Origin of the sequence: Cellulomonas sp. H30R-01 (genome assembly GCF_010119915.1) — a bacterium.
GTDB classification, from domain to species: Bacteria; Actinomycetota; Actinomycetes; order Actinomycetales; family Cellulomonadaceae; genus Cellulomonas; species Cellulomonas algicola.
Genome location: NZ_CP048210.1, coordinates 3,870,652 through 3,897,265 on the forward strand (window position 1 = coordinate 3,870,652; position 26,614 = coordinate 3,897,265).

Annotated in this window: 21 protein-coding genes; 7 read left to right on the forward strand and 14 right to left on the reverse strand. The window is 75.4% G+C overall.

The genetic code is table 11. The features are described from left to right. Positions 1 to 7: 7 nt before the first annotated feature. The 13 genes from GXP71_RS17270 to GXP71_RS17325 all read right to left on the reverse strand — a co-directional run bounded on the left by GXP71_RS17270 (position 8) and on the right by GXP71_RS17325 (position 17,374). On the reverse strand, positions 8 to 1,876 hold the full coding sequence (locus GXP71_RS17270; RefSeq protein WP_162353665.1) for a VgrG-related protein: 1,869 nt from the start codon (positions 1,874 to 1,876) through the stop codon (positions 8 to 10). Then, positions 1,863 to 2,729 (reverse strand): LysM peptidoglycan-binding domain-containing protein, encoded by an 867-nt coding sequence (locus GXP71_RS17275; RefSeq protein WP_162353666.1) that lies wholly within the window; start codon positions 2,727 to 2,729, stop codon positions 1,863 to 1,865. Before GXP71_RS17275 ends, GXP71_RS17270 begins: the two co-directional genes overlap by 14 nt. Before the next feature lies 1 nt (position 2,730). Beyond that, positions 2,731 to 3,162, reverse strand: a complete 432-nt coding sequence (locus tag GXP71_RS17280; protein ID WP_124342847.1) for a phage tail protein — start codon at positions 3,160 to 3,162, stop codon at positions 2,731 to 2,733. A 49-nt stretch (positions 3,163 to 3,211) separates the two neighbouring features. Next, on the reverse strand, positions 3,212 to 6,667 hold the full coding sequence (locus GXP71_RS17285; protein ID WP_162353667.1) for a hypothetical protein: 3,456 nt from the start codon (positions 6,665 to 6,667) through the stop codon (positions 3,212 to 3,214). Position 6,668: 1 nt separating this feature from the next. Continuing rightward, complete coding sequence (locus tag GXP71_RS20195; RefSeq protein ID WP_202924278.1) at positions 6,669 to 6,827, reverse strand: DUF6760 family protein; 159 nt, start codon at positions 6,825 to 6,827, stop codon at positions 6,669 to 6,671. After that, entirely contained in the window at positions 6,824 to 7,285 is a 462-nt protein-coding gene (locus GXP71_RS17290; RefSeq protein ID WP_162353668.1) for a hypothetical protein, read from the reverse strand. Before GXP71_RS17290 ends, GXP71_RS20195 begins: the two co-directional genes overlap by 4 nt. Then, positions 7,285 to 7,734 (reverse strand): phage tail protein, encoded by a 450-nt coding sequence (locus tag GXP71_RS17295; protein WP_162353669.1) that lies wholly within the window; start codon positions 7,732 to 7,734, stop codon positions 7,285 to 7,287. Before GXP71_RS17295 ends, GXP71_RS17290 begins: the two co-directional genes overlap by 1 nt. Positions 7,735 to 7,765: 31 nt before the next feature. After that, entirely contained in the window at positions 7,766 to 9,340 is a 1,575-nt protein-coding gene (locus tag GXP71_RS17300) for a phage tail sheath subtilisin-like domain-containing protein (RefSeq protein WP_162353670.1), read from the reverse strand. Positions 9,341 to 9,480: 140 nt separating this feature from the next. Next, a complete protein-coding gene (locus tag GXP71_RS17305) occupies positions 9,481 to 10,215 on the reverse strand; it encodes a DUF4157 domain-containing protein (protein WP_162353671.1) in 735 nt (244 codons plus the stop codon). A 133-nt stretch (positions 10,216 to 10,348) separates the two neighbouring features. Further along, positions 10,349 to 12,508 (reverse strand): ATP-binding protein, encoded by a 2,160-nt coding sequence (locus tag GXP71_RS17310; protein ID WP_238402478.1) that lies wholly within the window; start codon positions 12,506 to 12,508, stop codon positions 10,349 to 10,351. Then, positions 12,505 to 13,221, reverse strand: a complete 717-nt coding sequence (locus GXP71_RS17315; protein WP_162353672.1) for a DUF4255 domain-containing protein — start codon at positions 13,219 to 13,221, stop codon at positions 12,505 to 12,507. The genes GXP71_RS17310 and GXP71_RS17315 overlap by 4 nt, the downstream gene beginning before the upstream one ends. A 4-nt stretch (positions 13,222 to 13,225) precedes the next feature. Next, positions 13,226 to 16,633 (reverse strand): DUF11 domain-containing protein, encoded by a 3,408-nt coding sequence (locus tag GXP71_RS17320; protein ID WP_162353673.1) that lies wholly within the window; start codon positions 16,631 to 16,633, stop codon positions 13,226 to 13,228. Between the two features lie 117 nt (positions 16,634 to 16,750). Then, on the reverse strand, positions 16,751 to 17,374 hold the full coding sequence (locus GXP71_RS17325) for a response regulator transcription factor (RefSeq protein ID WP_124341081.1): 624 nt from the start codon (positions 17,372 to 17,374) through the stop codon (positions 16,751 to 16,753). 166 nt (positions 17,375 to 17,540) lie between these two features. On the opposite strand from GXP71_RS17325, the gene GXP71_RS17330 reads away from it, so the two are divergent. The 4 genes from GXP71_RS17330 (at position 17,541) to GXP71_RS17345 (ending at position 22,784) form a co-directional block, all read left to right on the forward strand. After that, positions 17,541 to 18,869: a hypothetical protein gene (locus GXP71_RS17330; RefSeq protein WP_162353674.1), complete on the forward strand. Its 1,329-nt coding sequence runs from the start codon at positions 17,541 to 17,543 to the stop codon at positions 18,867 to 18,869. A 109-nt stretch (positions 18,870 to 18,978) separates the two neighbouring features. Then, the gene (locus GXP71_RS17335) at positions 18,979 to 19,296 is read left to right on the forward strand and encodes a PAAR domain-containing protein (RefSeq protein ID WP_202924279.1); all 318 of its coding nucleotides are present in this window, start codon (positions 18,979 to 18,981) and stop codon (positions 19,294 to 19,296) included. A 266-nt stretch (positions 19,297 to 19,562) separates the two neighbouring features. Next, on the forward strand, positions 19,563 to 22,073 hold the full coding sequence (locus GXP71_RS17340; RefSeq protein ID WP_162353675.1) for a PQQ-dependent sugar dehydrogenase: 2,511 nt from the start codon (positions 19,563 to 19,565) through the stop codon (positions 22,071 to 22,073). A gap of 117 nt (positions 22,074 to 22,190) precedes the next feature. Continuing rightward, positions 22,191 to 22,784: a hypothetical protein gene (locus GXP71_RS17345; protein ID WP_162353676.1), complete on the forward strand. Its 594-nt coding sequence runs from the start codon at positions 22,191 to 22,193 to the stop codon at positions 22,782 to 22,784. A gap of 62 nt (positions 22,785 to 22,846) precedes the next feature. Here the strand turns inward: GXP71_RS17345 and GXP71_RS17350 are convergent, their stop codons facing one another. Continuing rightward, positions 22,847 to 23,413, reverse strand: a complete 567-nt coding sequence (locus tag GXP71_RS17350) for a manganese efflux pump MntP family protein (RefSeq protein ID WP_162353677.1) — start codon at positions 23,411 to 23,413, stop codon at positions 22,847 to 22,849. Between the two features lie 205 nt (positions 23,414 to 23,618). On the opposite strand from GXP71_RS17350, the gene GXP71_RS17355 reads away from it, so the two are divergent. The 3 genes from GXP71_RS17355 (at position 23,619) to GXP71_RS17365 (ending at position 26,308) form a co-directional block, all read left to right on the forward strand. Beyond that, entirely contained in the window at positions 23,619 to 23,978 is a 360-nt protein-coding gene (locus GXP71_RS17355; protein ID WP_162353678.1) for a metalloregulator ArsR/SmtB family transcription factor, read from the forward strand. After that, complete coding sequence (locus GXP71_RS17360; protein WP_162353679.1) at positions 23,975 to 25,210, forward strand: MFS transporter; 1,236 nt, start codon at positions 23,975 to 23,977, stop codon at positions 25,208 to 25,210. Before GXP71_RS17355 ends, GXP71_RS17360 begins: the two co-directional genes overlap by 4 nt. Positions 25,211 to 25,393: 183 nt before the next feature. Continuing rightward, complete coding sequence (locus tag GXP71_RS17365; RefSeq protein WP_162353680.1) at positions 25,394 to 26,308, forward strand: SDR family NAD(P)-dependent oxidoreductase; 915 nt, start codon at positions 25,394 to 25,396, stop codon at positions 26,306 to 26,308. Positions 26,309 to 26,614: the final 306 nt, after the last annotated feature.

Sequence of the window (26,614 nt, forward strand, 5' to 3'; positions counted from 1 at the left end):
CGCCCCCTCAGTTGATCTTCACGAGCGAGCCGCGGACGGTGGTGATGCCGGACGCCGACAGCTCGGCGGTGCCCTGCGCGGCGACCTTGACGACGGCGCCCTTCACGTCGGTCGTCGCGGTGCCCTCGATGGTCACCTTGGGCCCCTTGACCGTGACCGACTTCGAGCCCTCGAGCGTCACGTCGAGCCCCTTGACGGTGACCGCGCCGGCCTTGCTCGTCACCGACACGTCGTTCTGCGCGGTGACCGTCGCCTCCTTCTTCGCGGTCACGGTGACGGGACCCTCGGAGATGATCTCGATCGCCGCGTTCGGCTTCTGGACGAGCCGCACCTTCTGCGCGCCCGCGTTCGTGGAGATCGTCAGCTCCTCGGCGTCGGGCTTCTCCAGGTGCTCGACGCGCATGCCCGTCCGGGACACGAAGACGCGCTTCTGGATCTTGCCGTCGGTCCCACCGACCTGCTCCTTGTCGGGCGCGTCCTTGCCGTTGTAGAGGCCGCCCAGCACGTACGGCTGCGCGAGGTCGCCCTCGCCGAACGCGACGAGCACCTCGTCGCCGACCTCGGGCAGCATCCCGGTGCCGCGGCCCGCGCCCGCGCCCGGCTGCACGACGCGCGCCCACCCCGACTCGTACGTGTCCGAGTGCACGGGCAGCTTGACGCGCACGCGGTTCATCGAGTCCGGGTCCTTCGCGTCCGTGACGATCGCCGGCATCACGCCGAGCGTCGGCGTGCGACCCGTGGGCCCGCCCGCCGCCCCGACACCCCCACCGGTCGATCCGAGCACCGTCCCCAGCAGCGACCGCTCGGAGGCACCCGCGACCGTGAACGACGTGACGTAACCGCCCTCGGCGTCGAAGTCGTGCCGCACGGCCGTCAGCACGTACTGCCCGTCGAACGGCGAGCCGATCCCGCGCACCGCGACCGACCCGCCCGCGAGCAGCGCCGGGTTGCCGTGCACCGCACCCTCGAGCTCCGCGAACCCGCCCGCGATCCGGTCCGCGAGCGCCTTCGCCCGCGCGGTCACGGCCGCCTGGGTGTCCAGCCGGGGCGCCGGCTCGACGAGGGTCGGGCTGCCGAACGTCTTCGCGAGCTTCGCCGGGTCGGCGTCGGCGAGCTGTGCGCTCACCGTCGTCGCGGTGGCGGTGCCGACCAGTGCCTTCTTCTGCTTCACGTCCCAGCTGCGGACCTCGACGTCGGGCACCTGACCGGCGGCGGTCACGGTCGCGCGCAGCCACTGCAGGTTGACGCCCTTCTCGAGCACGAGCGGGTCCTTGCGGGCCTCGCCGCTCGTCGCGGGTGCCGCGGTCGCCTCCGCGGGCGGGCCGGCCTGGACCTTGCCCTGGACGACGCGCACGACCCACCCCACCTGCTCGGCGAGCGTGGACACGAACGTCCAGTCGTCGACGTCGTCCTGCACGGCGTGCTCGATGACGGAACCCTCCGACGACACGGTGCCGACCGTGAGACCCGCCCGCTGCGCCACCTTGCGGATGATCTCGCCCGGCTTCATGAGCCGGTACGCCTCCATCCGGCGCCCGCGGAACAGGCGGTGCGCCACGTCGTAGCCGCGCACGACCGTGTGCAGGCCCTCCGCGTCGAGCTCCGCCTCGACCGCCGTGACCTCGCCCTTGAGCAGCGGCTTCGGGCCGCCCGGGCCGCTCGACTGCACCTGCAGCTCGACCTGGGCGCCGATCGTGAAGCCGCCCTTCTTCAGGACCGTCCCGTGCTCGTCGGAGAACCGGAGCACGAACAGGTCCGGCACGCTGCGCGCGCTGTCGACGTACCCGGACACGAGCAGCGGCGCGACGTCGGCCGGCAACGGTGCCCCGTCCACGGACACCAGCAGCGTCGCGCTGTGCTCCTCACCGAACGGCACCGGCCACCTCCCTGCGCAGCGCGGGGGTCACCGCGGGCGAGCCCGCGCGCGGCGTCGTCACCGGCGTGCGCGGCGCCGTCGGCGGGGCCTGGCGCAGCAGCTCGTCGGCGGTCGGCAGGAGCAGGCGCCGACCGGGACGCAACCGCGCCGGGTCGTCGATCCCGTTGACGTCCGCGACCGCCCGCCACAGCGCCGCGTCGCCGTACTCCTGGTACGCGACGCCCGGCAGCGTGTCGCCCTGCACGACCACGTGCTCGCGGTGCGGCACCCGGCCGCCCGACGTCGGGTTCGTGCCCGGCGGCTCGCCCGCGAGCTCCTGCAGCGTCACCGTGCACACCGCCCGCACCGGCAGTCCGGCAGGCGTGAACAGCGTGTACTTCACCTGCACCTGCTCGATGTACGCGAGGAACCCCGTCAGGCCGCCCCACGAGAACTTGACCCAGGGCGGGGAGTCCTTCTTCTGGCCGTGCGACGCGTCCGTCGGCACGCAGCACCTGAACAGCTGCTCGACGGTCTTCACGACCGACCCGTCCTGCTTCTTCGCCGGGTCGAAGAACACCGACTCGTCGAGGAACATCTCCAGCGTCAGCTTCGACGGCTGCGGCCCCTGGTACTGCGGCGGGCTCGAGCGCTTGCTGCCCTTCGTCGTCGGGCGCGTCCACTTCGCCGACTTCTGGAGCGTGAGCTCCTTCGGGTTGAACTGGAAGTCCACCGACCCGATGAGCGGCCCCGGCTTGTCGAGCGCACCGTCCTTCGACGGCTCGTGCAGGTCGAGCTTCGCGTGCGTCAGCGTCGACGCACCCGCCGGTGCCGCCGACGCCGCGCTCGCGTTGAACCCCGTCGCCGATCCCACGTCACGCCCCCTTGCCGAAGCCGTGGTGCGCGAGCTCGAGCGTCTCCGTCACGACCTTCGTCGTGTCCGGGGTGAGCGACGGGCCCGTCCAGCGGATCGGCACGACGCCCTGCAGCGTCCACCGCACGACCGTCGTGCCGTCCGTCGTGCGCGCCTCGATGCTCGCCGTCGTCGCGACCAGCCCCTGGCTCACCGTCGACAGCCACGCCATGACGTCCGCCGTCTCCTTGCCCAGCGGACGCGTGAGCTTGACGTTCGGGTACTTCACGCGCGTCGGCAGCTGCCACACGCCGGTGTTGAAGCCGCCCTCCTCGCGGCTCTCCACGACGACCTCCAGCCCGAGGCCCTCGCACGACGCGAACGTGCCGAGCTTGTGCCCGTCGACCGTCACGACGTACTGCAGCCCGACGGCTGTCGCGGTGTCCTCCAGCATCGGTCCCTCCTCCCGCTCGTCGTGGCGCTCGCGCTGCTCCTGCTGCTCGTCATCGGTCGATCCGCGTGCCGCGGCGCTCGCGGTCCACCAGCAGCTGTCCGCGGACGCGGCGCATCAGCGGTGTCATGAGCCGCCGGGCCAGCTCGTCGAGGTCCGCCGGGGTCGCCGTCGCGAACGGTGACGCGCCCGACCCCTCCGGTGCCGCACCCGCCGCGTCGGCGGCGACGACCGGCGTCGCGACCGGCGGTGGGGGAGCGGCGTCGTCGCTGCGCTGGACCGCGGGCGGTGCGGCCGGCGGCTCCGGCGGGGTCGTCGTCGGCGTCTGCTCGGTGCGGCGCTGGACCAGCGGCAGCGGGCTCGACGCCCCCGACGTCCCGGTCGCTGCGCCGTCGGTCGACGTGGTGAGCGTCGCCGTGGCGTCGGCGGGGACCGGTGTCGTCGAGCGGGACGCCGTCGGGCCGACCGGCGCCCCGGGGCCACCGGGGGAGAGGGGCGGCACGGGCCGGCCGGTGGTCGCGGACGTGCCGGGCGCACGGGTGCGCTGGAGGGTCGCGAGGGCTCCGTCGCCCGACGAGGCGGTGGCGGAGGGCAGGGGGAGCGCGCCGAGCGTGTCCGTGGGCGGTGCGACGGCGGCGTCGGGGTGCGTGGTGGTGCGTGCGGGCGACGTGTCGGCCGGGGCGTCGGTCACGTCGGCCCGAGGGCCCGGCCTCGAGCCCGTCGGCCCGTCCGCGCGGCGGGACGCGCCGCCACCCACCTCCGGCGCGGCACCCCCCGGGGCGCGGTCGAGGACGAGGGCGGCCGGCGTCGCTCCACCCGGCAGCGGGCCCGAGGGTGCGGGGGCACCGACGACGACGCGCTGGACCGGCACCGCGCGACGTGCGCCGGTGCGGCCGGCCAGCAGGGTCGGGGAGCGGCGGTCCACGAGCTGCACCGGCGCCGGGCGGCCCGTGAGCAGGGGACCGACGCTGAGTGCGGGGCCGGGACCGGGGACGGTGGTCGCGCCCGGTCCCGACGAGGCCGTCGCGTCCGGCGCGGCGGTCGAGCGCGCGACGAGCGGGAGGTCCGACGCGGCCGCGGCTCGGGGGGCGTCGAGGGGCACGGCCGCACCGCCGTCCCGGGGTGCCGCGGGCGACATGTCGGTCCACGCGGGGCCGCCGCCGGTGCCGTCGGTGTCGGCGATGTCGGCCGGTGCGGCCGGTGCGGCCGGTGCGGCCGGGTGGTCGGCGCCGGGAACCGCGCGCTGGACGACCGGGGCGCTCGCTGCCGCCGTCGATGTCGATGCCGGGGCCGCTGCCGCCGTCGACGTCGATGCCGGGCCCACGGTCGGCGGCGCAGCCGGTGCCGTCGTCGGGGGCCCGGAGGACGTGCCGCTCGCGGAGGTCGGCGCGGTCCCGCCCGGGTCTCGCGGCGCCGTCGCGTCGCGCAGAGGCAGCGCGCCGCCGGCGGGCGAGCCGCGGTCGGGGCTGCGCGTCACCCCGGCGCGGAGGGCCGACCCGGTCGACCGCTGGACGCGCGCCGGGGGCGTCGCGAGCGTGAGGTCCGCGGCAGGTCCGGCACCGCGCCCCGCCGGTCCGGCGCCCGACGCGCTCGGCGGTCGGTCGCCGTCGCCCGGGCCGGTCGTCAGGGGCGTCGCCCCGCCGAGCGTGGGGACCGACGCCGGCGCGGACGCGCCGGAGGCGGGCGCGTCGAGCGGGCTCGCCGACGCGCCTGCGCCGGCCGGCGGTGGGACATCAGCCGCCGCGGCTCCCGTGCCCGTGGCGTCGGTGGGGTCCGTCCGACGTGCGCCGGACCCGCCCGCGCTCCCGCCCGGACCGTCGGGCGTCGGCCCGGTCTCCGCCGCCTCGGCAGAGTCGTGCGCGGCCCGGACGCCGGTCGCGTCCGCGGTGCCCCGTGTGGAGGTGGCGTCGCCGACGGGCGGCGGCCCCGACGGCACCGCGGCGTCGTCCGTCGGGCGCGCCGTGCCCTCCCCGGTCGACGCACCTGCGTCGGCGCGTCGCTGCACCGCGGCGAGCGCGTCCGCCGACGAGGGTGCCGGACGCGGTGCGGCGGGCCGGACGGCCGGGGCCGACGACCCGTCGGTGGTGTCCGTCCGGCGCGATGCCGAGGCCGTGGTCGGGGCCGTCCGCTCACCCGGTCCGCCTGGCGTCGCCGGGTCGCCGACGGCGCGCTGGACGTGCGGCGCGGCACCGACCCTGCCGTGGGCTGCGACGATGCTCGCCGCGGGCGGCGGCGGCGGCGAGCTCGCGTCGCCCGGCCCGGCGGAGGCGTCGGCGACGGCACCTCGCACGGACGGCCCGTCCGGGGACGGCCGGACGACGTCCAGCACGGGCGCGCCGGCCGGCGTCGGCTCCTCGGCGCGCACGGCCGGGACACCGCCCGAGCGGTCGGTCGACCGCTGCGCGACGGTCTCAGCGCCGGACGTCGCGGCGGGCTCGGCGCGGCCACCGCCGGGGGTGTCGGTCGTGCGCGGCACGGCCGCCGTCGCCGACCCGGTAGCAGCGGGCGGCTGCGCCTCGCCGTCACCGCCCGACCCGTCGACAGGTGCCGGGCGGTCCGCGGGTGCGGCAGCCGACGCCGCGTCACGGGTCGACCGCTGGACCGTCGGCGAGGCGGCACCGCCACCGGCGCCCGGGGTCGTCGCCGACCCGCGCCCCGCACGCGCCGACGTGGTCGCGTCGCGCGGCACGAGCGGCAGGTCCGGCGGGGTGCTCGCGAGCGGTGACCGGCTGATCGGTGCCCCGAGACCCACGCGTCGCTGCACGGTGGTGCCGTCGGCCCGGGCGGGCGTTGCGGGTGCGGCGGCCGGCGCCGCCGACCCGATCGGCACCGTCGTCGCGTCGCCGTCGCGCCAGGACCCGTCGGCGGCGGGGGCGTCGGTCACGCCGGGCGCGGTCCACCCGTCGGCGGTCCAGCCGTCCCCGCTCGGCAGGGCGTCGGCGGGCTCGCCCGCGGGGGCGACGGTCGGGACGTCCGGCGCCGGCGGGTCCACGGGCACGGCCCGCAGTCGTGGCGTTCCCGCCGGCGCCGAGTCGAGAGCCACCAGGCCGCCGGTGCGGCGCTGCACGGGGGCGGCGGCACGCGGGGCGGGTGGCAGGAGCGTGAGGTCCACGTCGGCGGACCGCTGGACGGGCGGCGCGGAGCGGTCGCCGTCGCCGTCGACGACGCCCGACGGGGCGCGCTGGTCGACGACGTGCGTCATCGACCCGGTGAACGGCAGCGACGCGCGCGTGGGCAGGTCGGCGAGGAACGCGACCGGGCGGCTGGTCAGCTCGACGGGCCGGACGGTCCGCTGCAGCGGCGGGAGGAACGCCCACCCGGAGGTCGACTCCCGCGCACCGGGCGCGTCCGTCGTCTGGGCGGGCGAGGGTGAATCCGTCGACGCACCCGTCGACGGCTCCGTCGCGCCGGAGACGCGGCCCGCGACGCCCGCACCCGGGTGCGACGCGCGCGTCCCGGGGTCGGCGACGGGCGGGACTCCACGGTCCCGCTGCCACGGCCAGCGCACGTCAGCGCTCCTCGCTCATGCGACGGTTGATCGCCGCGATCTCCTGGACGTAGGCGATCCGCTGCGGGTGCTCGAGGTCGAGGATCTCGTCGTGGGACCAGTGGAAGTGGTAGGCGACGTACGCGACCTCCTCCCGGATGCGGGCCGGCGCGTACGTCACGATTCCCCCAGGCGCCCACCGGAGATGTCGACGTCGAAGCGGTGCTGGCACGACGGGCAGGTGACGGCGGCGCGCGTGTGCCCCTCGGCGTTGATGCGGCGGTACAGGTCCTGCAGGAACGCCACGTCCGACGCGAACATGTTCTCGACGACGCTCTGCGTGACCGCGCCGAGGGTGCCGAGCGACGTGATGACGCGGCTCAGCAGCACGACCGTCGTGTAGGCGGGGTTCTCCTGCACACGTGCGTCGTACAGGGGCAGCAGCTCGTCGCGCGCCGTCGCGAGCCGCATGGTGCCGTGCCGGTGCAGCACGCCGTCGCCGTCCAGGTACCCGCGCGGGAGCTGGAAGTCGAACTCGGTGCGCAGCGCGTCCCGCCGGACGGCCGAGGCCGACGACGTGCCGGCGGGCACCTCGTCGACCTCGGGCGCGTCCAGCTGGACGGGCAGGGAGCGTCGCATCAGGCGAACTCCATCTCGTCCCAGCAGACCGTGAACGTCTCGGACAGCGGCTCGGTGGACCCGGCCTTGAGGGTGCCGCCGAGCTCGACGTCCTTGACCCAGACGTTGCGGAAGTTCATCCGCTTGAGCAGCTGGTTGTCGGACGTGTAGATCGCGACCTCCGCCGTCTTGCGCGCGTCGGCGAGCTTGCCCTCGAAGACCGCCTTCAACCAGTCCGTGACGGTCGTCGAGTCGGTGAGGCCGCGCTTGACCTTGAACTCGCCGGCCTTCTGCCGGCCCATCATCTGCCGGGTGACGAACTTCCCGTCGGCGGCCTGCTGCTGGTAGGTCACCTTGTCGACCTCGGCCTTGAGCCCGCTGACCTCCATGACGTGCGGGATCTGGATGCCGTCGATCTTCACGCTGAACGAGTACGCGGTGGCGAGGTCGAAGGTGTCGGGGAGTGCCATGTTTCACCGTTCCTGTGGTCGTCGGGACCGGTCACTCGCCGACGAGGCTCGTGCCGCCGGAGAACTGCGAGAGCTGGAAGATCACGAACTCGGCGGGCTTCACCGGCGCGACCCCGATGCGGCAGACGACCTGGCCCGCGTCGATCCCCTCGGCGGGGTTCGTCTCCCGGTCGCACTGCACGAAGAACGCCTCCTCGGGACTGAGCCCGAACAGGGCGCCCTTGCGCCACTCGTTGACGAGGAACGCGGAGATGGTCCGGCGGATGCGGGCCCACAGCGCGTCGTCGTTCGGCTCGAACACCACCCACTGGGTGCCGATGAGGATCGACTCCTCGAGGTAGTTGAAGAGCCGTCGCACGTTGACGTACCGCCAGGCCGGGTCGGACGACAGGGTCCGGGCGCCCCAGACGCGCACCCCACGGCCGGGGAACGTGCGGATCGCGTTGATCCCCACCGGGTTGAGCAGGTTGTGCTCGGCGCGCGTGATCTGCGTCTGCAGCGTGATCGCCCCGCGGACGACCTCGTTCGCGGGCGCCTTGTGCACGCCGCGGGTGTCGTCGTTGCGCGCCCAGATGCCGGCCATGTGGCCCGACGGCGGCACGAACTTGTTCGAGCCGGACGCGGGGTCGAACACCTTGATGTACGGCCAGTAGAGCGTCGCGTACTTGGAGTCGTAGCCCGCGGTGTCGACGCGCCAGTCCTTGATCGCCTGCGGGCCGAGCCCGGGCGGCGGGTCGAGGATCGCCATGCGGTCGCCCATGAGCTCGCAGTGCGCGATGACGGCGAGCTGCACGGCCTGGAACGTCTCGAGGTCGATCGCCCCCTGCTCGAGCGCGGCCACGAGGTCCGGGACGGCGACGATCGTGATCTCGTCGATCGCCTCCAGACCCGAGAACCCGGTGCGGTCGGCCGCGTCGCCGATGTAGTCGTCGGCGCCGAGGTCGCCCGTGGCGGGCGGCTCGGGCTCCGGCTCGGGCTCGATCAGGTCCGCGATGCCCTTGTCCGGCTTCGCGAGCGCGCTGCCGCTGGCGAGCTCCTCGATCGTGACGAGCTTCGACTGCGCGTTCACCTTGGTCGCGACGTTGTCGTCGCCGCGCTTGGTGGTGACGTGGTCGTACGTCTCGGTCGCCTTGCCGTCGACGTGGATGACGAGCTTGAAGTGGTCGTCCGGCGGGTTGTCGCCGCTCGGCTCGGCCACCTCGACGCTCAGCCGCTTCGTCTTCGGCGCCTTGTCCGACGCCGACACCTTGTACGCGCCCAGAACAGCCTGCGGGACCGCCGGCAGCGCCTTCGGCGAGGTGCGGGTGCGCGGCTGCGCCTCGGGGTCGTCGGCGGTGGCACCGTCGGCGCCGATCCGCACGACGTACGCGTTCGAGCCGCCGTTGAGGAAGTACCCGTACACGGAGTGCGCGAGGTACGAGTTCGGCAGGAAGTCGCCGAACGTCTCGGCGTACTGCGTCCAGTTCGAGACGAGCGTCGGCGTGTTGAACGGTCCCTTCGCCGCCAGGCCGACGAACGCGGCGACGGACGTCCCGACCCCCTCGATGGGCCGGGTGCCCGCCTCCACCTCCTCGACGTAGACGCCGGGTGACAGGTAGGTCGGCATGTCCCCTCCTTCGGGCACAGGGAGTCGTACTGGTCAGCGTGCTGCGGGCGGTCGGGAGCGCGGTGGTCCGCCCGGACGCCCCTGAGGGACGGTGTCGTTGCCCGATCGGGCGTCGGCGCGAGCCGGACGTCCGCGCGGGCTCAGCCCTCCTCCATCTCCTCCTCGGCGGCCTCCTCGCGCTGGACGAAGGAGCCCTGGACCTGCTCCTCCTCCACCGGCTCCTCGTCCTGACGCTGCGCCACGACGGTGGCGTCGGCGGCGCGGGCGGTGTCGGGGGAGGCGGTCGCGGCGGCGGGCGCGGGTTCGGCGATGACGCGCTCCGCGTTCGCGGCGGCGGCCGTCTCGTACCGGTCGCCCGGGTCGGAGACGCTGATGCCGCTCCCCGTCGGCGTGCCGTCGACGGGCCCGCTGCGCTGCTGGACGACGTGCGTCAGCTCGTGCGCGAGGGTCGTGCGGCCGGCCGTGGACGTCGGGTCGTACGCGTCGCGCTGGAAGACGATGTCCGAGCCGACGGTGTACGCGTGCGCCCCGACCGAACGGGCCGAGTCGGACGCCGCCCCGTCGGTGTGGACGCGGACGTCCCCGAAGTCGGCGCCGAGCCTGCCTTCCATGTCCGCGCGCGTGTCCGCGTCGAGCGGGCGGCCGCCGCCGGACCCGACGACGTCGAGCACGGGCGAGCGCTCCTCCTCGACCAGGCCCGCCGTCGACGCGTTCCCCGCGGTCCGCTGCAGGTACGTGAGCCCGCTCGCGTCGAGCCGGTCCGGGCGTCCCTCCGCGAGCGCCCGCGCGACGACCGGGGCGGTGTCGCGCTCGTCGGCGCGGGCGGCCTTGGGCCGCAGCGTCTCGGTGCCCTCCAGGTGGTCGTGGCTGTGCATCGTCGGCCCCTCTCGACGCAGGTCCTCCTCGACCCGCTCGACGCTGCCACCGCACGCCGCCGCCCGGCAGGAGCGCCCGGTCCACCCCGTCGGGCACTCCGCTCGGCCCGATCGGGCAGGGCGGCCCCGGAGGTCAGGCGAGGAGGCTCCAGTAGTGGCCGAACTCGCTGGGGAGCGTGAGGCGGCCGAGCTTGCGGTACTCGCGGTACACGGCCGCCACGACGTGCCGCATCGCGACGGTCCCGCCGTCCTGCGCGGCGAGGTACGCGGCGGTGACGGCGGCGGACCGGATCGCGCCGCCGGCGAGCTCGAACGCGTCCGCGCAGAACGTCAGGTCGACGTCGGGGTCGCGCGGCACCCGGACCCCCAGGCTGCGGTCCCACAGGGCGACGCGCTGCCCGGCGTCGGGCACGGGGAAGTCGACGACGACGTCGAGGCGGCGGATGAACGCGTCGTCGATGTTCGCGCGCAGGTTCGTCGCGAGGATCGCGAGCCCGTCGAACGTCTCCATGCGCTGCAGCAGGTACGCGGACTCGATGTTGGCGTACCGGTCGTGCGCGTCCTTGACCTCGCTGCGCCGCCCGAACACGGCGTCGGCCTCGTCGAACAGCAGCACCGCGTTGACCCCGGCGGCGCCCGCGAAGATGCGTTCGAGGTTCTTCTCGGTCTCGCCGATGTACTTGTCGACGACGGTCGCGAGGTCGACGACGTACAGGTCGAGGCCGAGCTCGTGCGCGACGACCTCGGCGGACATCGTCTTGCCCGTGCCGGAGTCGCCCGCGAACAGCGCCGCGACGCCGTGCCCGCGCCCGCCGCCGGGACGCATCCGCCAGTCGCCGAGCACCTGCTCGCGGAACCGCGCGCGGGTCGCGACCTCCTGCAGCGAGCCGAGCACGTCGGGCGGCAGGACGAGGTCGTCCCAGCCGACCGCGGGCTCGATGCGCCGGGCGAGCCGCTCGAGCGCGGTCCCGTTCTCGGCGCGTGCGCCGACCCGCACGTGCTCGGCGGTGAGCCCGCCGTCGAGCGTGGCCTGCTGCCGCGCCGCGCGCGCCGCGCGCGTCACCTGCTCGGGACGCAGCAGGTAGGGCGCGGTCGTGCGGGCGGTGTCGATCGGGTCGCCGTCGGACGACCCGTCGGTCGCCCGGCCGAGCGACTGCTGCCAGAGCGTCGTGCGCTCGGCGACGGTCGACGGCGGCACGTCGAGCAGCAGCGGCGGCCACTCGCTCCACGCCGGGTCCCACGTCGTGCGCCCGACGACGAGCACGGGCGACGCGGCGAGCAGCGCCCGGGACGCGCGCGGCTGGTCCGTGAGCGGCTCGGTGCCGATCACGACGAGGCCCGCGCCCGTGAGCAGGGCCTCGCGCGCCGCGGTGCGGGCGATGGTCTCCGGGTCGGGCACGGCCGCGACCGCGGCGCCGTCGACGACCAGCGCACCGCGTCCCGCGGCCTGCAGCGCCCGGACGGCGAGCACGCGGCCGGACCCCGTCGGCGGCTCGCGCAGGTAGACGAGCGGCGCCCCGGCGGACAGCGCCGCGACGAGCCGCCCGGGGTCGCCCCACGGCACGTCCTCGTCGTCGACCAGCACCGCGGCGAGGGCGGGGTCGGGCGCGTCGTCGCCGAGCAGGTGCCCGACGACCCGGTCGGGCACGCGCAACGGGCGGCCCGGCAGCGGACGGTCGGGGTCCTCCACCTCGAGCAGCCCGCCGCGCACGAGCGGGCCGTGCTGGAGGCGGTGCCGGCCGGACGCCGACGCGAGGGGCACGCCGCACAGCGCGAGCGCGACGGCCGCGGACGGCCGCCGTCGCGTCACGTCGTCGTTGAGGTAGCCGAACAGCTGCTCGAACCGCACGTCGACCTCGCACGCGAGCGCCACCAGCAGCAGCTCCACGTCGAGGTCGTCGAGCGCGAACGCGCGGGTCAGCGTGCGCAGCCGCAGCACGTGGCCCGCGGCCTCGGCGGCGTCGGCGGCCTGCTCGGCCGCGCGCGTCCGGTCGTCGACCTCGGCGGACAGGACCTCGGTGCCGTGGCCCGCGAGCAGCCGGTCGACGGTCTCGTCGTTGAGGTACAGCCCGCGGAACGGGTCGTCGGGCTGGGGGTCCCCGACGCGACGCCGGTCGACGAGCGCCCGCACGCGCTCCTCGACGGCCGCGAGCCGGGCCAGGACGTGCGCGGTGCTCGCGTCCCCGGGTCGCACGGCGCGGGATGCGGCACCGGCCGCGACCGCGGGCGCGGCACCCGTGTCGAACCCGAACGCGGCACCGGCCGGGGTCCGACCGGCGGGCTCCGCGCTCACCGTCGCCTCCGGGCGCGTGCGACGGGCCGGGCACCGCCGCGCGCGTCGCCGCTGGGCGACGACCCGGACGTCGACCCCGGAGAGCCGTCGGGCGCGGGCGGCGGCGGCACGTGCCGGTGCACTCCGGTGTCGGTGCCCCCGCCGTCGGTGTCACGCAGGTCGACCTGCAGCGGCTGCTGCACGGGCGGTCCGACGACGTCGCCGGGCACGGGCGTGAGGACGGGCACGTCGACGACGACGTCGATCGACGGCTTGAGCTCGCCGCCGAGCGCAGACCAGACGTCCGCGAACCCGCGGTCCTCGGGCGGCGGCAGGCCGACGAACAGCGGGACGCGCGCCCCCGCCGCGACGAGCCGCTCCTCGAGCACGCGTGCGGGGAGCGCGTCGAACCGCAGGAGGTGCACGAGCACCGCGTCGAGCAGCCGGTGCTCGTCCTCCGGGCGTTGTGTCCAGGCCGTGACCAGGTAGGACAGCCGGAAGTGCCGCGGTGGCTGGAACCGGGTCTGCACCGCGCCCTCGACCCGGTTCTCGAGGAACCCGCGCGACCGTCGCCGCAGGTCCTCGCGCAGGTCGTACAGGTACATGTCGACCGTGGGCGCGTTGCGTCGCGCGGCCCAGTCCTTCGTCGGGGCGTCGAGCACGACCTCGACGGACGTGCTGTCCACCGCCTCGCGCACCAGCGCGCGCAGCGCCTCGTCGACCGAGCCGATCACGACGTCACCTCCGGAACAGGAAGTCGGGGGCGGCGACCGAGTTCGGGTTCACCAGCAGGTCGGTGTCGACCTCCCCGAACAGCGGTCCGGGTGACGTGCCGGTCCCGACCATGCGGCGCGGGCCGAGGATCGTGTCGGCGACGACGGGCACGGACGCCTGGAAGGACCCGTCGGCCAGCGGGACGTACGGGCCGGGTGCGCTCATGATCCCGGTGGACCACGAGAGCCGGACGGGCTCGCCGGGCGGGAACCAGCGGCCGTTGACGAACGCGACGCCGCCGGGCCGCAGGACGGTCGGCACGACGAGCAGCTCGGGCGCCCGCACCTCGACGGGTGCGCTCGCGGTGTCGTCGGCGGCGACGGGGTCGGACGACGACGTGCCGACGACACCCGTGACGAGCCCGCTCTGCGGGGGACCGGTCACGGCCGCGGCGCGCAGGGTCGCCTCGACGACGCGTGGTGTGCCCGGCGCGACCGTCCCGAGCGCGCAGACGCCGGGACCGGACGTGCACGGATCGCCGCCCGTCGTCGTCACGAGCCCGGGGAACGTCGTCGTGAGCGTGACGTCCTCGGCCGGCTGGGACCCGAGGTTCGTCACCGTGAACGTCGCGGTGCCCGGCAGCCCGCCGACCCACAGCGTGGGCGTGACCGCCACCGTCACGGACACGCCGGGCGCGGCCGGCGTGAGCGTCGCGGTGTTGTCGGTGACGTCCCGCTCGGGGCTCGTGCTCGTGACGACCGCGGTGATCGGGCCGGCCGTGGTCGCCGCGCCCTGGACCGGGACGGCGAGCGCGACGGGTGCCCCGCCCGGCGGCAGGGGCGTCGTGACGGGGCACGTCAGCTGCTGACCGGCGACGGTGCAGCCCGGCAGACCGGTCGTCGTCAGCCCGGGCGGCAGCTCGACGTCGACCTGCGCCGCGCGCACCAGGCCGGGACCGGCGTTGCTCACGGTCACGGTGAGCGTCGTCGAGCCGTCGGGCGCCGGCGCCGCCGCGAGCGTCACCGCGAGGTCGGCGTACGGCCGGTACGCGGGCTCGTCCTGGTTCCCCTGGGTGTCGGTGACGACCCGCAGGCCCGATCCGTCGGCGGCCGACACCGCCCAGATGCCGCGCTGCTTCGGCTGTCCCGCGCGGTGCGCGGAGAACGCGATCTCGGTGCCGTCGGGCGACCACGCCGGGTTGTCGGTGCCGTCGACGACCGGGCGGGAGGGCGTCGCGCTGCCGTCGTCGCGGATGCCGGTGAGGGCGACGGCGCTCTGCACGGGGGATCCGGTCCCGGTCGTGTCGAGGGTGAGGATCCCGATCCCGCCGAGCGCGACGGCGCCGGTGAGCGGCAGTCCTCCCAGGCCGAGGTTGCGGGTGCCCAGGTCGACGACCGCGAGGCGCGTTCCGTCGGGCGACAGGGCGGGGGAACGCCCCGCGACCACCTGCGGGCACGAGGCGGCGGGGAAGCAGGGGTCCCCCACGACGAACGGCTGCGCGGGCGCCGTGCCTGCCGCGTCGACCGACCAGATGGTCGTGGCCGTGACGGCGTACCGCTCGGGGGGCGGCACGTCCTCGCCACGGTCGTCGAGGAACCAGCGGCTGAAGAACAGGCGTGACCCGTCGGGCGTCCACGTCGGGTCGTGGTCCTCGAAGAGCAGCCCCTCGGCCCCCTCGGTGACCTGCGTGACCGTCGCGGGGCTCGTGGAGAGGTCGGCGACGTAGAGCAGGGTCGGCGCGTTGCCCGTCGGGTCGGGCGAGCGGGCGAACGCCACGCGCGTGCCGTCGGGCGACCACGCCGGCTCGGCGTCGAACGGACCCGCCGGGTAGTCGAGGACGGTCCCCGCGTTCTGGTCGGCCGGCGTGCTCCGGAGCACCTGCGAGAGGGACCACCCGAAGGGCAGGGGCGCCGCGTTCTCCGAGGCGTACGCGAGCTCGTCCCCGGCCGGGTGGTACGCGGGCGACAGCTCGTGCAGCGGCTCGGGCGGCGGCGCGCTCGGCTCGTCGGGCGGCGGCTGCTCGGTGCGGTTCGCCAGGATCCGCAGGTCCCCGCTGCCGTCGGCGCGCACGTCGTGGATGTCGATGAGCCGCGGTGCGTCGGTGAAGGTCAGGTACGCCGCGGGCGTCTCGCCCTCGCCGCTCTCGAACACGGACCCCCAGGACGGGTGCGACTCGCTGCGCCCCAGCGTCGCGATCACGGGCTCCTGGAACTCGACGGTGATGCCGGCCTCGCTGTCGTCGAGGAACCCGACCCACACGTCGCCCGCGGGGTCCACCTCCCGGCTCGTCCAGGCCAGCCACGCGACGTCGTCGACCTGGCCGAACGTCGGCTCGGACGCCTGGACGCGGCCCGGGTACTCCTCGGTGCCGGCGCCGGGCGGGTAGAGGTCGACGACCGCGCCGTCGTTGCCCTCGAACAGGCTCGCGGGCTGCCCGTCCCTGCCGATGCCGACCAGCCCGAGGGAGCCGTCGGGGCGGAACTGCGAGGTGGTGAACGCCACGGTCGCGGCGGTGTCGCCCCACGGGGAGACCGTCGGCTGCGTCTCGGCGGCCGGTCCGCGGGTGAGCTGGACCGGCACGAGGGTGTCGGTCGACACCGACCACAGGTCGCCCAGCGGGTCGGACTCGGTGCTGCTGTAGACGATCCGGTCGCTGTCCGACGTCCACGCGGGCCACGTCTCGTCGGCCCCGCCCGTCGTCACCGCCTCGGCCTGGTCGCCGACCTCCTCGCACCAGTCGAGGTCGTCCGGGAAGGCGAGGTCGTCGATCGAGGCCCGGACGATCGACCACGTCCCGTCGCGCGTCGTGGCCCACGCGATCCACGTGCCGTCGGGCGAGATCACGGGGTGCGACTCGACGGCCGCGTCGCACGTGACGCGCACGACCTGCGTCGGGAGGTCCTCGGTGGCCTCGTAGCGCACGTACACGTCGCCCTCGGGCAGGTGCCGCGCGCTGACGAACGCCGTCGGCGGCTGCGTCTCGAACCGGCCGCCGGGCCGACCTCCCGGCTGCTGCACCGAGCCCTCGGCGTCGTAGCGGTGGTCCTGCTCGACGACGTCGTCGAACCCGACGTCCTCGACGTCGAGGTCGCCGAAGGCAGGCAGCACGGTCCGGCCGGCGACGGGAGGGGCGGCCGCGCCGAGCAGCCCACCGGCACCGCCGGGGCCGGCGGCGATCCCGCCGGGATCCTCGGGCTCGGGCTCGGGCTCGGGCTCGGGCTCGGGCTCGGGCTCAGGTTCGGGCTCGGGCTCGGGCGGGTCGCTGACGAGGACCGACATCAGGCGCTGCTCGGAGTCCGCGTACGCGAGCCGCGGCTCGGTGACGAGCGGTGTCGGCAGCGCCGCGGGCCGCGGCCCGACCCCCGACGCCGCGAGGACCGCCGAGGGCAGCACGACGGCGGCGACCAGCCCGGCCGTGAGTGCTCGGCGCACGACGCCTCCTCCTGCCCTCCGCGGTGCGGACCCCTCACGGTGCCGCCCGCCGCACGGCCCGAGCACCCGCGCCCGGTCAGCCGTCGGGGCAGCCGGCGGGTGCCGAAGGGGCAGCGGTCAGATGAGACCTTCGCGCAGCGCGTACGCCACGGCGTGCGACCGGTTGCGCAGCTGCAGGCGGGTCGTGACGTCGTGCAGCACGTTCTTCACGGTCCGCTCCGAGTACGCGAGGTGCTGCGCGATCTCGGAGGTGTCGTACCCGTCGGCGACGAGCCGCAGCACCTCGATCTCGCGCGACGCGAGCCCGGTGAACGTGAGCCCGCGCGGCCGCAGCACCTGCCGCTGGAGCGTGCCGACCTGGTCGAGCAGGCGTCCCAGCAGGTCGGGGGGCACGCTGCCCTCACCGGTCGCGGCGCCGCAGATCACGCGGACGAGCCGGTCGGGCGTGGCCTCGGCGCGGCGCACGAGCCCGAGCACGCCGGCCTCGACCGCGGTGACCACGTCGCCGTCCTCGAGGCGGCCCGCGACGAGCACGGCCTGCGCGGCGCTCTGCCGCCGCACCATCCGGACCAGGCGCAGCGCGTCGTCGTCCACCGAGTCCGCGATCACGACCGCGACCTGCGCGTTCGGCGCCTCCTCCGCGGGCACCACGCGCACCTCGGGCCGCGGCCGCAGCGCGCTCACCACCCCGGCCTCCGAGATCGGGTCCCTCGCGCTGACCCACACGGCCACCCTGTCCATCGTCGCCCCCTGCGCCGTGGCACCCGCTGCTCGGGTGCACTGACGGACAGCGTGCCGGGGCGCACTGATCGTGCAGTCAACAACGACTCAACGGGCAGCCGCGGTGCCCCTCCGGCCGGGCCGCAGGCCGTTCCGCGCGCGCGACCCCGCTCCTAGCGTCGCGAGCATGACGACGACGGCGAAGCTGGACTCGGCGCGCGTGGAGCTCAGCCCCGGCACCGAGGCGGTCGTCCCGCTGCAGATCCGGAACACGGGCGACGTGGTGGAGGGCTACCGCATCGAGGTGCTGGGCGCGCCGGCCGCGTGGACCACGGTCGAGCCGGCCGTCATCGAGGGTCTGTACCCGGGCACCAGCACGACCGCGACCGTGCGGTTCGCGCCGCCGCGGTCCGCCGCCGTGCCCGCGGGGACGCTCGACTTCGGCATCCGCGTCGTCCCGTTCGAGCACGTCGACGAGACGGTGATCCCCGAGGGTGTCGTCGAGGTGCTGCCATTCCTCGACACGACCGCCGAGCTGCTGCCGCGCACGTCGCACGGCCGCAGCGGGGCGCGGCACCGCGTCGCGCTCGACAACCGCGGCAACGTCCCCGTGACGGTGTCGCTCACGGCCGCCGACGACAACGGCGCGCTCGGTTTCCGCGTGCGCCCGCAGATCCTCGCCGTGAACCCCGGCACCGTCGAGTTCGCCGACGTGCGCGTGAAGCCGGAGACGCGGCTGTGGCGCGGCCCGGACGTCACGATGCCGTTCACCGTGACCGCCGCCGCGGAGAACACCACGCCCGTCCTGCTCGACGGCGCGCACGTGCAGGTCGCGACCATCCCGAAGTGGTTCTTCAAGGCGCTGCTCGCGCTGCTGCTCCTGCTGGCCCTGCTCGCGCTGCTGTGGTTCACGCTGCTCAAGCCGGTCATCGAGTCGGCCGCGAAGTCGTCGGTCGAGGACGAGGTCGCGCAGGCGCAGGAGGCCGCCGCCGCCGCGCAGCAGGCCGCGACCGCCGCGCAGCAGTCGTCGACCGGCGCCGGGCAGGCCGCCGCCGCGGCGCAGGAGCAGGTCGCGCAGATGGAGGACCTCACGCAGAACTTCCTGCCGCCCACCGAGATCCTCACGCCCACGACGCAGCGCATGACGGTGCAGACGCCGCCGTCGCCGACCGCGGTCGACGCCGACCCGTTCGTCGTGCCCGACGGCGGCACGTTCCGGCTCACCGACCTGGTCCTCAACAACCCGCAGGGCGACTTCGGCCGGCTGCTGCTCACCCAGACCCCCGCCGGCGGCGACCCCGCGGTGCTGTTCGACGTCGCGCTCGAGAACTTCCGCGACAACGACTTCCACTTCCAGACGCCGATCGTCCTGCCGTCCGGCACGGCCCTCACGATGTCCGTGATCTGCCGAGCCCCCGGGCAGCCGCAGAACGAGACGTCACCGCCCACGCAGTGCGACGACGCGCTCGTCTTCAGCGGCCAGCTCGCCGTCCCCGCCCCACCGCCCGCACCCTGACCGTCCGCCCGCCGACCGCAGGCACACCGACCGCAGGCGTCCCGACCGCGGGCGCCCCGACCGCAGGCACAGCGACCGCCCCGGCGGTCCGCCCGACGGGAGACCGCAGATGCACATGGGACCCGCGCTGCGCGTCGGCGACACCGCCCTGTGCCCGCTGTTCGACGGCCCGAAGCCGCACGTCGGCGGCCCGATCACACCCGCGGCCGGCGTCATGACCGTCCTCATCGGCAACCAGCCGGCCGCCGTCGCCAACGCGATGCCCGGCGGCATCCCGTGCGTGTCGCCCGCGCCCAACGGCATCGCGATGGGCTCGCTGACGGTGCTGATCGGGAACTTCCCGGCGGCGCGCCTCGCCGACACGAGCATGCACGGCACCCCCGTCGTCCCGGGCCCGGGCTGCCCGACGGTGATCATCGGCGGCTGACCCGGCACCACCAGCCCCACCCGCCACCCTCACCCGCCCGCCACCCTCACCCGCCCGCCACCCTCGCCCACCCTGACCTCGGCGACCCGGGGCTGGGTACCGCAACCGGTCGATCTCCGGTACTCAGCGCCGGGTCGACGACAGCGAGGGCCCAGACCCGGCGTGGCGCGGCTCCGACCGTCGCTGAATCGGTCCGGGGCGTTGCGGTCCGGCGCGTGCGGGGGGATGGTGGCGGCCTGACGCGTCGACGAGGACGGGGGCCCTCGATGAACGGCATGCGCGCGCTCGTGGCCGTGGTGACGGGGGCGCTCGTCGCCGCGGGGCTGGTCGTGGCCGGTCCACCACCCGCGACGGCTGCGGTCCCGGCGGGGTTCACGGAGCAGCTCGTCGCGACCGTGCCGAACCCGTCCGCGATCGCGTTCACGGCCGACGGCCGCATGCTCGTCACGCAGCAGTCGGGGAGCCTGCGGGTGCGCACGGCCGCGGGCACGCTGCTCGCGACGCCCGCGCTGAACCTGTCGAGCCGTCTGTGCACCAACTCGGAGCGCGGCCTGCTGGGCGTCGCGACGGACCCCGACCCGGCGACGCGCGCGATCTACCTCTTCTACACGGCGCGCACCGGCACGACGTGCCCGACGAGCCAGGGCGGCACCCCGGCCGGTGCACCGGTGAACCGGGTGTCGCGCTTCGTCCTCGGCGACGACAACGTGGTGGACCAGGCGAGCGAGACGGTCCTGCTCGACGGCATCGCGAGCCCGGCGGGCAACCACAACGCGGGCGACGTGCACGTCGGCAAGGACGGGTACCTCTACGTCTCGACGGGCGACGGGGGCTGCGACTACAAGGGCGACAGCGGCTGCGGCGGCAACAACGACGCGTCGCGCGACCGCAACGTGCTGAACGGCAAGATCCTGCGCGTCGACCGGACCACCGGCGCACCGGCACCGGGCAACCCGTTCCTCGGCACCGGGACCGCGAGCTGCCGCCTGGCCCCGGCGGCGCCCGGGACGATCTGCCGCGAGACCTTCGCGTGGGGCCTGCGCAACCCGTTCCGGTTCGCGTTCGACCCGGACGCGAGCGGCACGGTGTTCCACGTCAACGATGTCGGGCAGAACGTGTGGGAGGAGATCGACCTCGGGACGTCGGGCGCGGACTACGGCTGGCCGGTGCGCGAGGGGCACTGCGCCCAGACGGGATCGGCGACGAGCTGTGGCGGCGCGCTCCCGGCCGGGATGACGAACCCGATCCACGACTACGGCCGGAGCACGGGCTGCGGCTCGATCACGGGCGGTGCGTTCGTCCCCGACGGCATCTGGCCCGCGGCCTACGAGGACGGGTACCTGTTCAGCGACTACAACTGCGGCAAGCTCATGATGCTCGAGGGCGGGGTGCGCACGGACGTCTCGACGGGCCTGGGCGCGGCCGTGCACCTGGAGTTCGGGCCGTGGTCGGGCAGCCAGGCGCTCTACTACACGACGTACGCGAACGGCGGAGAGATCCGCCGGCTCGCGTACACGGGCACGGCCAACCGCTCGCCGACAGCAGCGCTCACCGTGTCCCCGACGAGCGGCGCGGCACCGCTGACCACGACGCTCGACGGCCGCGGCAGCAGCGACCCGGACGGTGGCGCGCTCACCTACCTCTGGCAGTTCGGCGACGGCACGCCCGACGCGACGACGACGAGCCCGACGGTCCAGCACACGTACGCGGCGGGCACGTGGACCGCGACGCTGCGCGTGCGCGACCCGCAGGGCGCGACGTCGGCCGCGGTGACGATCCGGATCAGCTCGGGCAACACCGCGCCGACCGCGCAGATCACCTCGCCCGCCGCGGGGGCGACGTTCGTCGTCGGCCAGTCGTACACGCTGAGCGGCTCGGCGACCGACGCGCAGGACGGCACGGTGCCCGGGTCGCGGCTCTCGTGGACGGTCGTGCGCGTGCACGACCAGCACACGCACCCGTTCCTGGGCCCGGTGACGGGCACGTCGGTGTCGTTCGAGGCCCCCGGCCCGGAGGACCTCGCGGCCGCCGCGAACAGCCACCTGCGGATCGCGCTGACCGCGACGGACTCGCAGGGTGCGACGACGACCGTGACGCGCGACTTCCTGCCGCGCAAGGTCGACGTGACGCTCGCCACCTCACCCGTGGGACGCACGCTCACCGTCAACGGCCAGACGGTCACGGGCCCGACGACGCTCACGTCGTGGGCGGGCTTCGACCTGCGGCTCGCGGTCCCGTCGCAGCAGGACGCGCAGGGGCGGACCTACGAGCTCGACCGGTGGTCGGACGGGTCGACCGCCGCGAGCCGCACGTGGCGGACACCGTCTGCGGCGGCGACCCTGACCGCGACGCTCGGGCTGCGCGGGCTCCGGGCCGTCTACTACGACGACGTCGACCTCACCGGCACGACCGTGACGCGCACCGACCCGAGCATCGCGTTCGACTGGGGGCTCGCCGCGCCCGTGAGCGGCATCGGCGCGGACACGTTCTCGGTCCGCTGGAGCGGCTCGGTCGTGCCGCGGTACTCGCAGACGTACACGTTCGCGACGACGTCCGACGACGGCGTGCGGCTGTGGGTCGACGGGAAGCTCGTCATCGACCAGTGGACGAACCACTCCCGCCGCGTCGACACCGGGACGGTCACGCTGACGGCGGGGCAGTCGGTGCCGATCGTCCTCGAGTACTTCGACAACCTGCGGAACGCGGTCGCCGAGCTCCGGTGGTCGAGCACGTCGCAGACGTCGGAGATCGTCCCGACGACCCGCCTGCGCCCGTAGCGTCGTCCGCGTCGCCGGGGTGGCGTCGGCTGCCCCGTCACCCGGCCGGACACGCACCTCCGGGAAGGTGCGCCCCGGAGCGCCCTCGGCACGGCCGACGTCGGGCACCATGCCGACATGACAGCCACGGCCGGCGAGGACCCGGAGCTTCTCGCGGGGGGCCGTCGAGGGACCTCGGTCGGACAACGCGTCTTCGGCGTGGCCATGAGCGCCGTCTTCCTCGTCCTCGGCCTGGGGTTCGACCTGTGGGCTGTGGGGGAGTCTCCTGCTGCGCTCGTGGCCAGTGCCCTGACCGCCGTGCTCGGGTACGCGACGCTCCAGGGCGGGTTCCACACGTGCGTCGAGTGGTCGCCGCGCGGCCTCGTGCTCCGCCGCGTGTGGATGACCCGCACGCTGCCGTGGGAAGCCGTCACCCGCATCGACGCGAGCGCCGCGGGAGCCGGGGTCCTCGCCTCCCGCCCCGAGCCGGGATCATGGCCCGTCTGCAGCCCTGACCTGCAGATCATCCGTACCGACGTCCTCGGCGGCCGCCCGTCCCACGCGACCCGGACCGCCGCGGTGCTCGGCGAGTACCGCCGGCACATGCCGCCCGCGGTGCCGGGAGCCCGGATCACCACGACGGCGACGCGACCAGGCGCCGTCGCGGCCGCGTGGCTCGTCGTCCAGGGCCTGCTGCTGTCCGGGAGTGCGCTGCTGATCGTCCTCACCTGACGTCGCCCCAGGAGCGCGCGAGGGCACCCGGGTCGTCGGCGCCGAGCCGTGGCGCGGCGCGGCTACCAGACGCCCAGGTGGTCCAGCAGGATCCGGACGCCGATGAGGATGAGGATCACGCCGCCGACGACCTCGGCGGGCCCGCGGAAGCGGACGCCGACGCGGTGGCCGATCAGCACCCCGGCGAGCGAGACGACGAGCGTCACGACGCCGATGAGGACGGCCGCGCCGACGATCGGCACGTCGAGGAACGCGAACCCGATCCCGACGGCGAGCGCGTCGATGCTCGTGGCGACCGACAGCACGAGGAGCTCGCGCAGGCCGATGTGGTCCTCGTCGGGCGCGTCGTCGTCGCCCTGCGTGAACGCCTCGTGGAGCATCTTCCCGCCGATCACGGCGAGCAGCCCGAAGGCGACCCAGTGGTCGACCTCGGTGATGGAGTCGGCGAGCCGCACGCCGAGCAGCCAGCCGAGCAGCGGCATGAGCCCTTGGAACGCGCCGAACGCGACGGCGATCGCGGCGGTGTCGCGGAACGACAGGCGGCGGATGTGCAGGCCCTTGCCGAGCGCGACGGCGAACGCGTCGGCGGACAGGCTGAGGGCGATCAGGAGCAGCGCCCAGGTCGACATCGTGGGACTTCCGGTCGAGGGCGGCGGGGGGCCGGGGGGCGCGGCGGCGACCCCGGCGACCGACCGTACGGGCCGCTCCGGCCCTGGGGGTAACCGGGGGCCTGTGAGAACGGTCTCGGAACTTCGAGGTGCGTGACCTGCGAAGACGCAGATCCGGACGCCCGAACTCGCACCGGCGCACCGCCTGGTGGCTTACTATCTGCGCATGCACGCAGATATGCAGGAAGGCGATCTCGGCGTCGACTCCCCGTACGTCGACCTCGTCGTCGAGGTGTTCTCGCTGCTCGCCGACCCCACGCGCGTGCGCATCGTCCTGGCCCTGCGCGAGGGCGAGCTGTCGGTCAACCACCTCGCCGACATCGTCGAGAAGTCGCCCACCTCCGTCTCCCAGCACCTCGCCAGACTGCGCTGGGGACGCATCGTCAAGGCCCGCCAGGACGGCACTCGCGTCTTCTACTCGCTCGTCGACGAGCACGCCCGCACGCTCGTCACGCAGGCCGTCTACCAGGCGCAGCACGCGATCGAGGACGTCCCCGCCCACCACCGGAGCCACCCGACCTCGTGACCGCGCTCGCCCACCCCACGTTCCGCCGGCTCTTCACCGCCCAGGTCGTCTCCCTCGCCGGCACCGGCCTCGCGACCGTCGCGCTCGGGCTGCTCGCCTACGACGTCGCGGGCGACCGCGCGGGCCAGGTCCTCGGCACGGTCTTCGCGTTCAAGATGGTCGCGTACGTCGTCGTCGCCCCCCTCGCCGCGGCCCTCGTCGTGCGGCTGCCGCGCCGGGCCGTCCTCGTGACGGCCGACGTCGTCCGCGCCGCCGCCGCGCTGTGCCTGCCGTTCGTCGACGTGACCTGGCAGGTCTACCTCCTGGTCCTCGTCCTGCAGGCCGCGTCCGCGACGCACACCCCCACGTGGCAGGCGCTCGTCCCCGACGTCCTGCCCGACGAGCGCGACTACACGCAGGCGCTGTCGCTCGCCCGGCTCGCCGACGACCTCGAGATGGTCCTGTCGCCCGTGCTCGCGGCGGCGCTCCTGCTGCTGATCCCGTCGCACGCGCTGTTCGTCGGGACCGCGGTCGGGTTCGCGGCATCGGCGGTCCTGGTCGCGACGGTCGCGATCGGGCGACCGCGGGCGTCGACGGGCAGCGACGACCCGGGGTTCGCCGAGCTGCCGCTCGGGGCGCGCGTGCGGCACGGCGCCGTGCTCCTGGTCCGGACGCACGCGCTGCGGCCCGTCCTCGTGCTCAACCTCGCGGTCGCCGCCGCGGGCGCGTTCGTCCTGGTCCAGACGGTCGTGATCGCGCGCTCGACGTTCGGGCAGGGCGACACCGCCGTCGCGCTCCTGCTCGCCGCGAACGGCGCCGGGTCGATGGCCGCGGCGCTCCTGCTGCCGCGCGTGCTGGGCCGGCTGCCCGACCGCACCGTGATGCTGGGCGGCGCGGTCGCGCTCACCGCCGCGACCGCGCTGGTCCCGGTCGCGCTGCGCGTGCCGTCGTCCGCCGGGCTCGTGCTCGTGGGTGTGCTCTGGCTGGTCGTCGGGGCGGGGTGGGCCTGCGCGGAGGTCCCCGTCGGGCGGCTCGTCGTGCGCGACCTGCCCGAGGCCGACCGTCCCGCCGCCTTCGCCGCGCAGTTCTCGCTGTCCCACGCGTGCTGGCTCATCACCTATCCCGTCGCCGGGTGGCTGGGCGCCGCCGGTCTCACCGGTGCCGCCGTCGTGCTCGCCGTCGTGTGCGCGGGCGCGACCGTCGCCGCCGCGGCGCTCTGGCCACGTCGGGCGTCGGTCGTCGTCGACGCGTAGCCCCGCGTCGCGCCGGTCCTCGACGACGCGTAGCCCGGCGTCGCGGGTCCTCGACGACCCGTAGCCCCGCGTCGCGCCGGGGCCGGGTGCGCGTGCGAGAGTGGGCGACGCCGCGTCCTCGGCCCGTCGTCCGGCCCGTCGTCCAGCCCGTCGTCCCCCCGTCGTCCAGCCCCGGAGTGCACCGTGCAGCCCGTCCCCGACCAGACCGGCCGCACGTTCGTCGTGACCGGCGCGAACAGCGGCCTGGGCCGGGAGGCCGCGCAGCGCCTCGCCGCCGCGGGCGCGCACGTCGTCCTCACCGCGCGCGACGAGGCCAAGGGCACGACCGCCGTCGACGAGATCCGCGCCGCCGTCCCCGACGCGGACGTCGAGCTGCGGCTCCTCGACCTCGCCGACCTGTCGTCCGTCGCCGCCTTCGCCGACGCGCTCGCACGCGACCTGCCGCACCTCGACGCGCTCCTCAACAACGCCGGCGTCATGGCGGTCCCGGACCGGCACGAGACCGTCGACGGGTTCGAGCTCCAGCTCGCGACCAACGCGCTCGGCCCGCTCGCGCTCACCAACCGGCTGCTGCCGCTGCTGCTCGACGCCCCGACGCCGCGGGTCGTGTGGACCGGCAGCGGCGTCGCGCACGTCGGGCGCATCCGGTTCGACGACCTCCAGGGCCGTCGCCGCTACGGCGCGTGGCGCGCGTACGCGCAGTCCAAGCTCGCGGACGTCCTGCTCGCGCGGCACCTCGCGCACGTCGCCGACCGACGTGGCTGGCCGCTGCTCTCGACCGCCACCCACCCGGGGTTCACGCGCACCAACCTGCAGACGGCGGGCGCGTCGCTCGGTCGCGACACCGCACCGCGCTCGCCGTTCGGCGAGCGGTCGCTCCTGCCGTCCATGTCGCCCGCCGAGGGCGTCGGGTCGCTGCTGCTCGCGGCGACGGGCGACGTCGCGCAGGGCGCGTACCTCGGACCGTCGGGCACCTTCGGCATCGTCGGCCCGCCCGGACCGGCGCGCCTCTCGCGGCGGATGCGCGACGACGCGACAGCGGCGCGGCTGTGGCACGTCGCCGAGGACCTCACGGGGTCGTCGCTGCCGGACCGCTGAGCCGTCCCGTCGCGCGCCGGCGCCGAGCCCCGACGGCCCGTCGGGACCGCGCGCCGCGACCGGTCCGTGCCGGCGGCCGCACCCGCCCCGCCACCAGCTCGCGCTCACGCCCGCGCCGTCGTCCCGCCCGCCGACCCGGGACCCACGTCCCGGTCGCCGCCCAACGGACGGCCGGGCGGTGAGGAGGAAGGGTGAAGGGTTCCGTGTTCCCACCCGCTCCCGCCGCGGGTGGTGCCACGCTGCCCGGACACGTCCCGCCTCGCGAACTCGCTGGCCCCCGGCCTGCGTGACGGGCCAGGATGACCG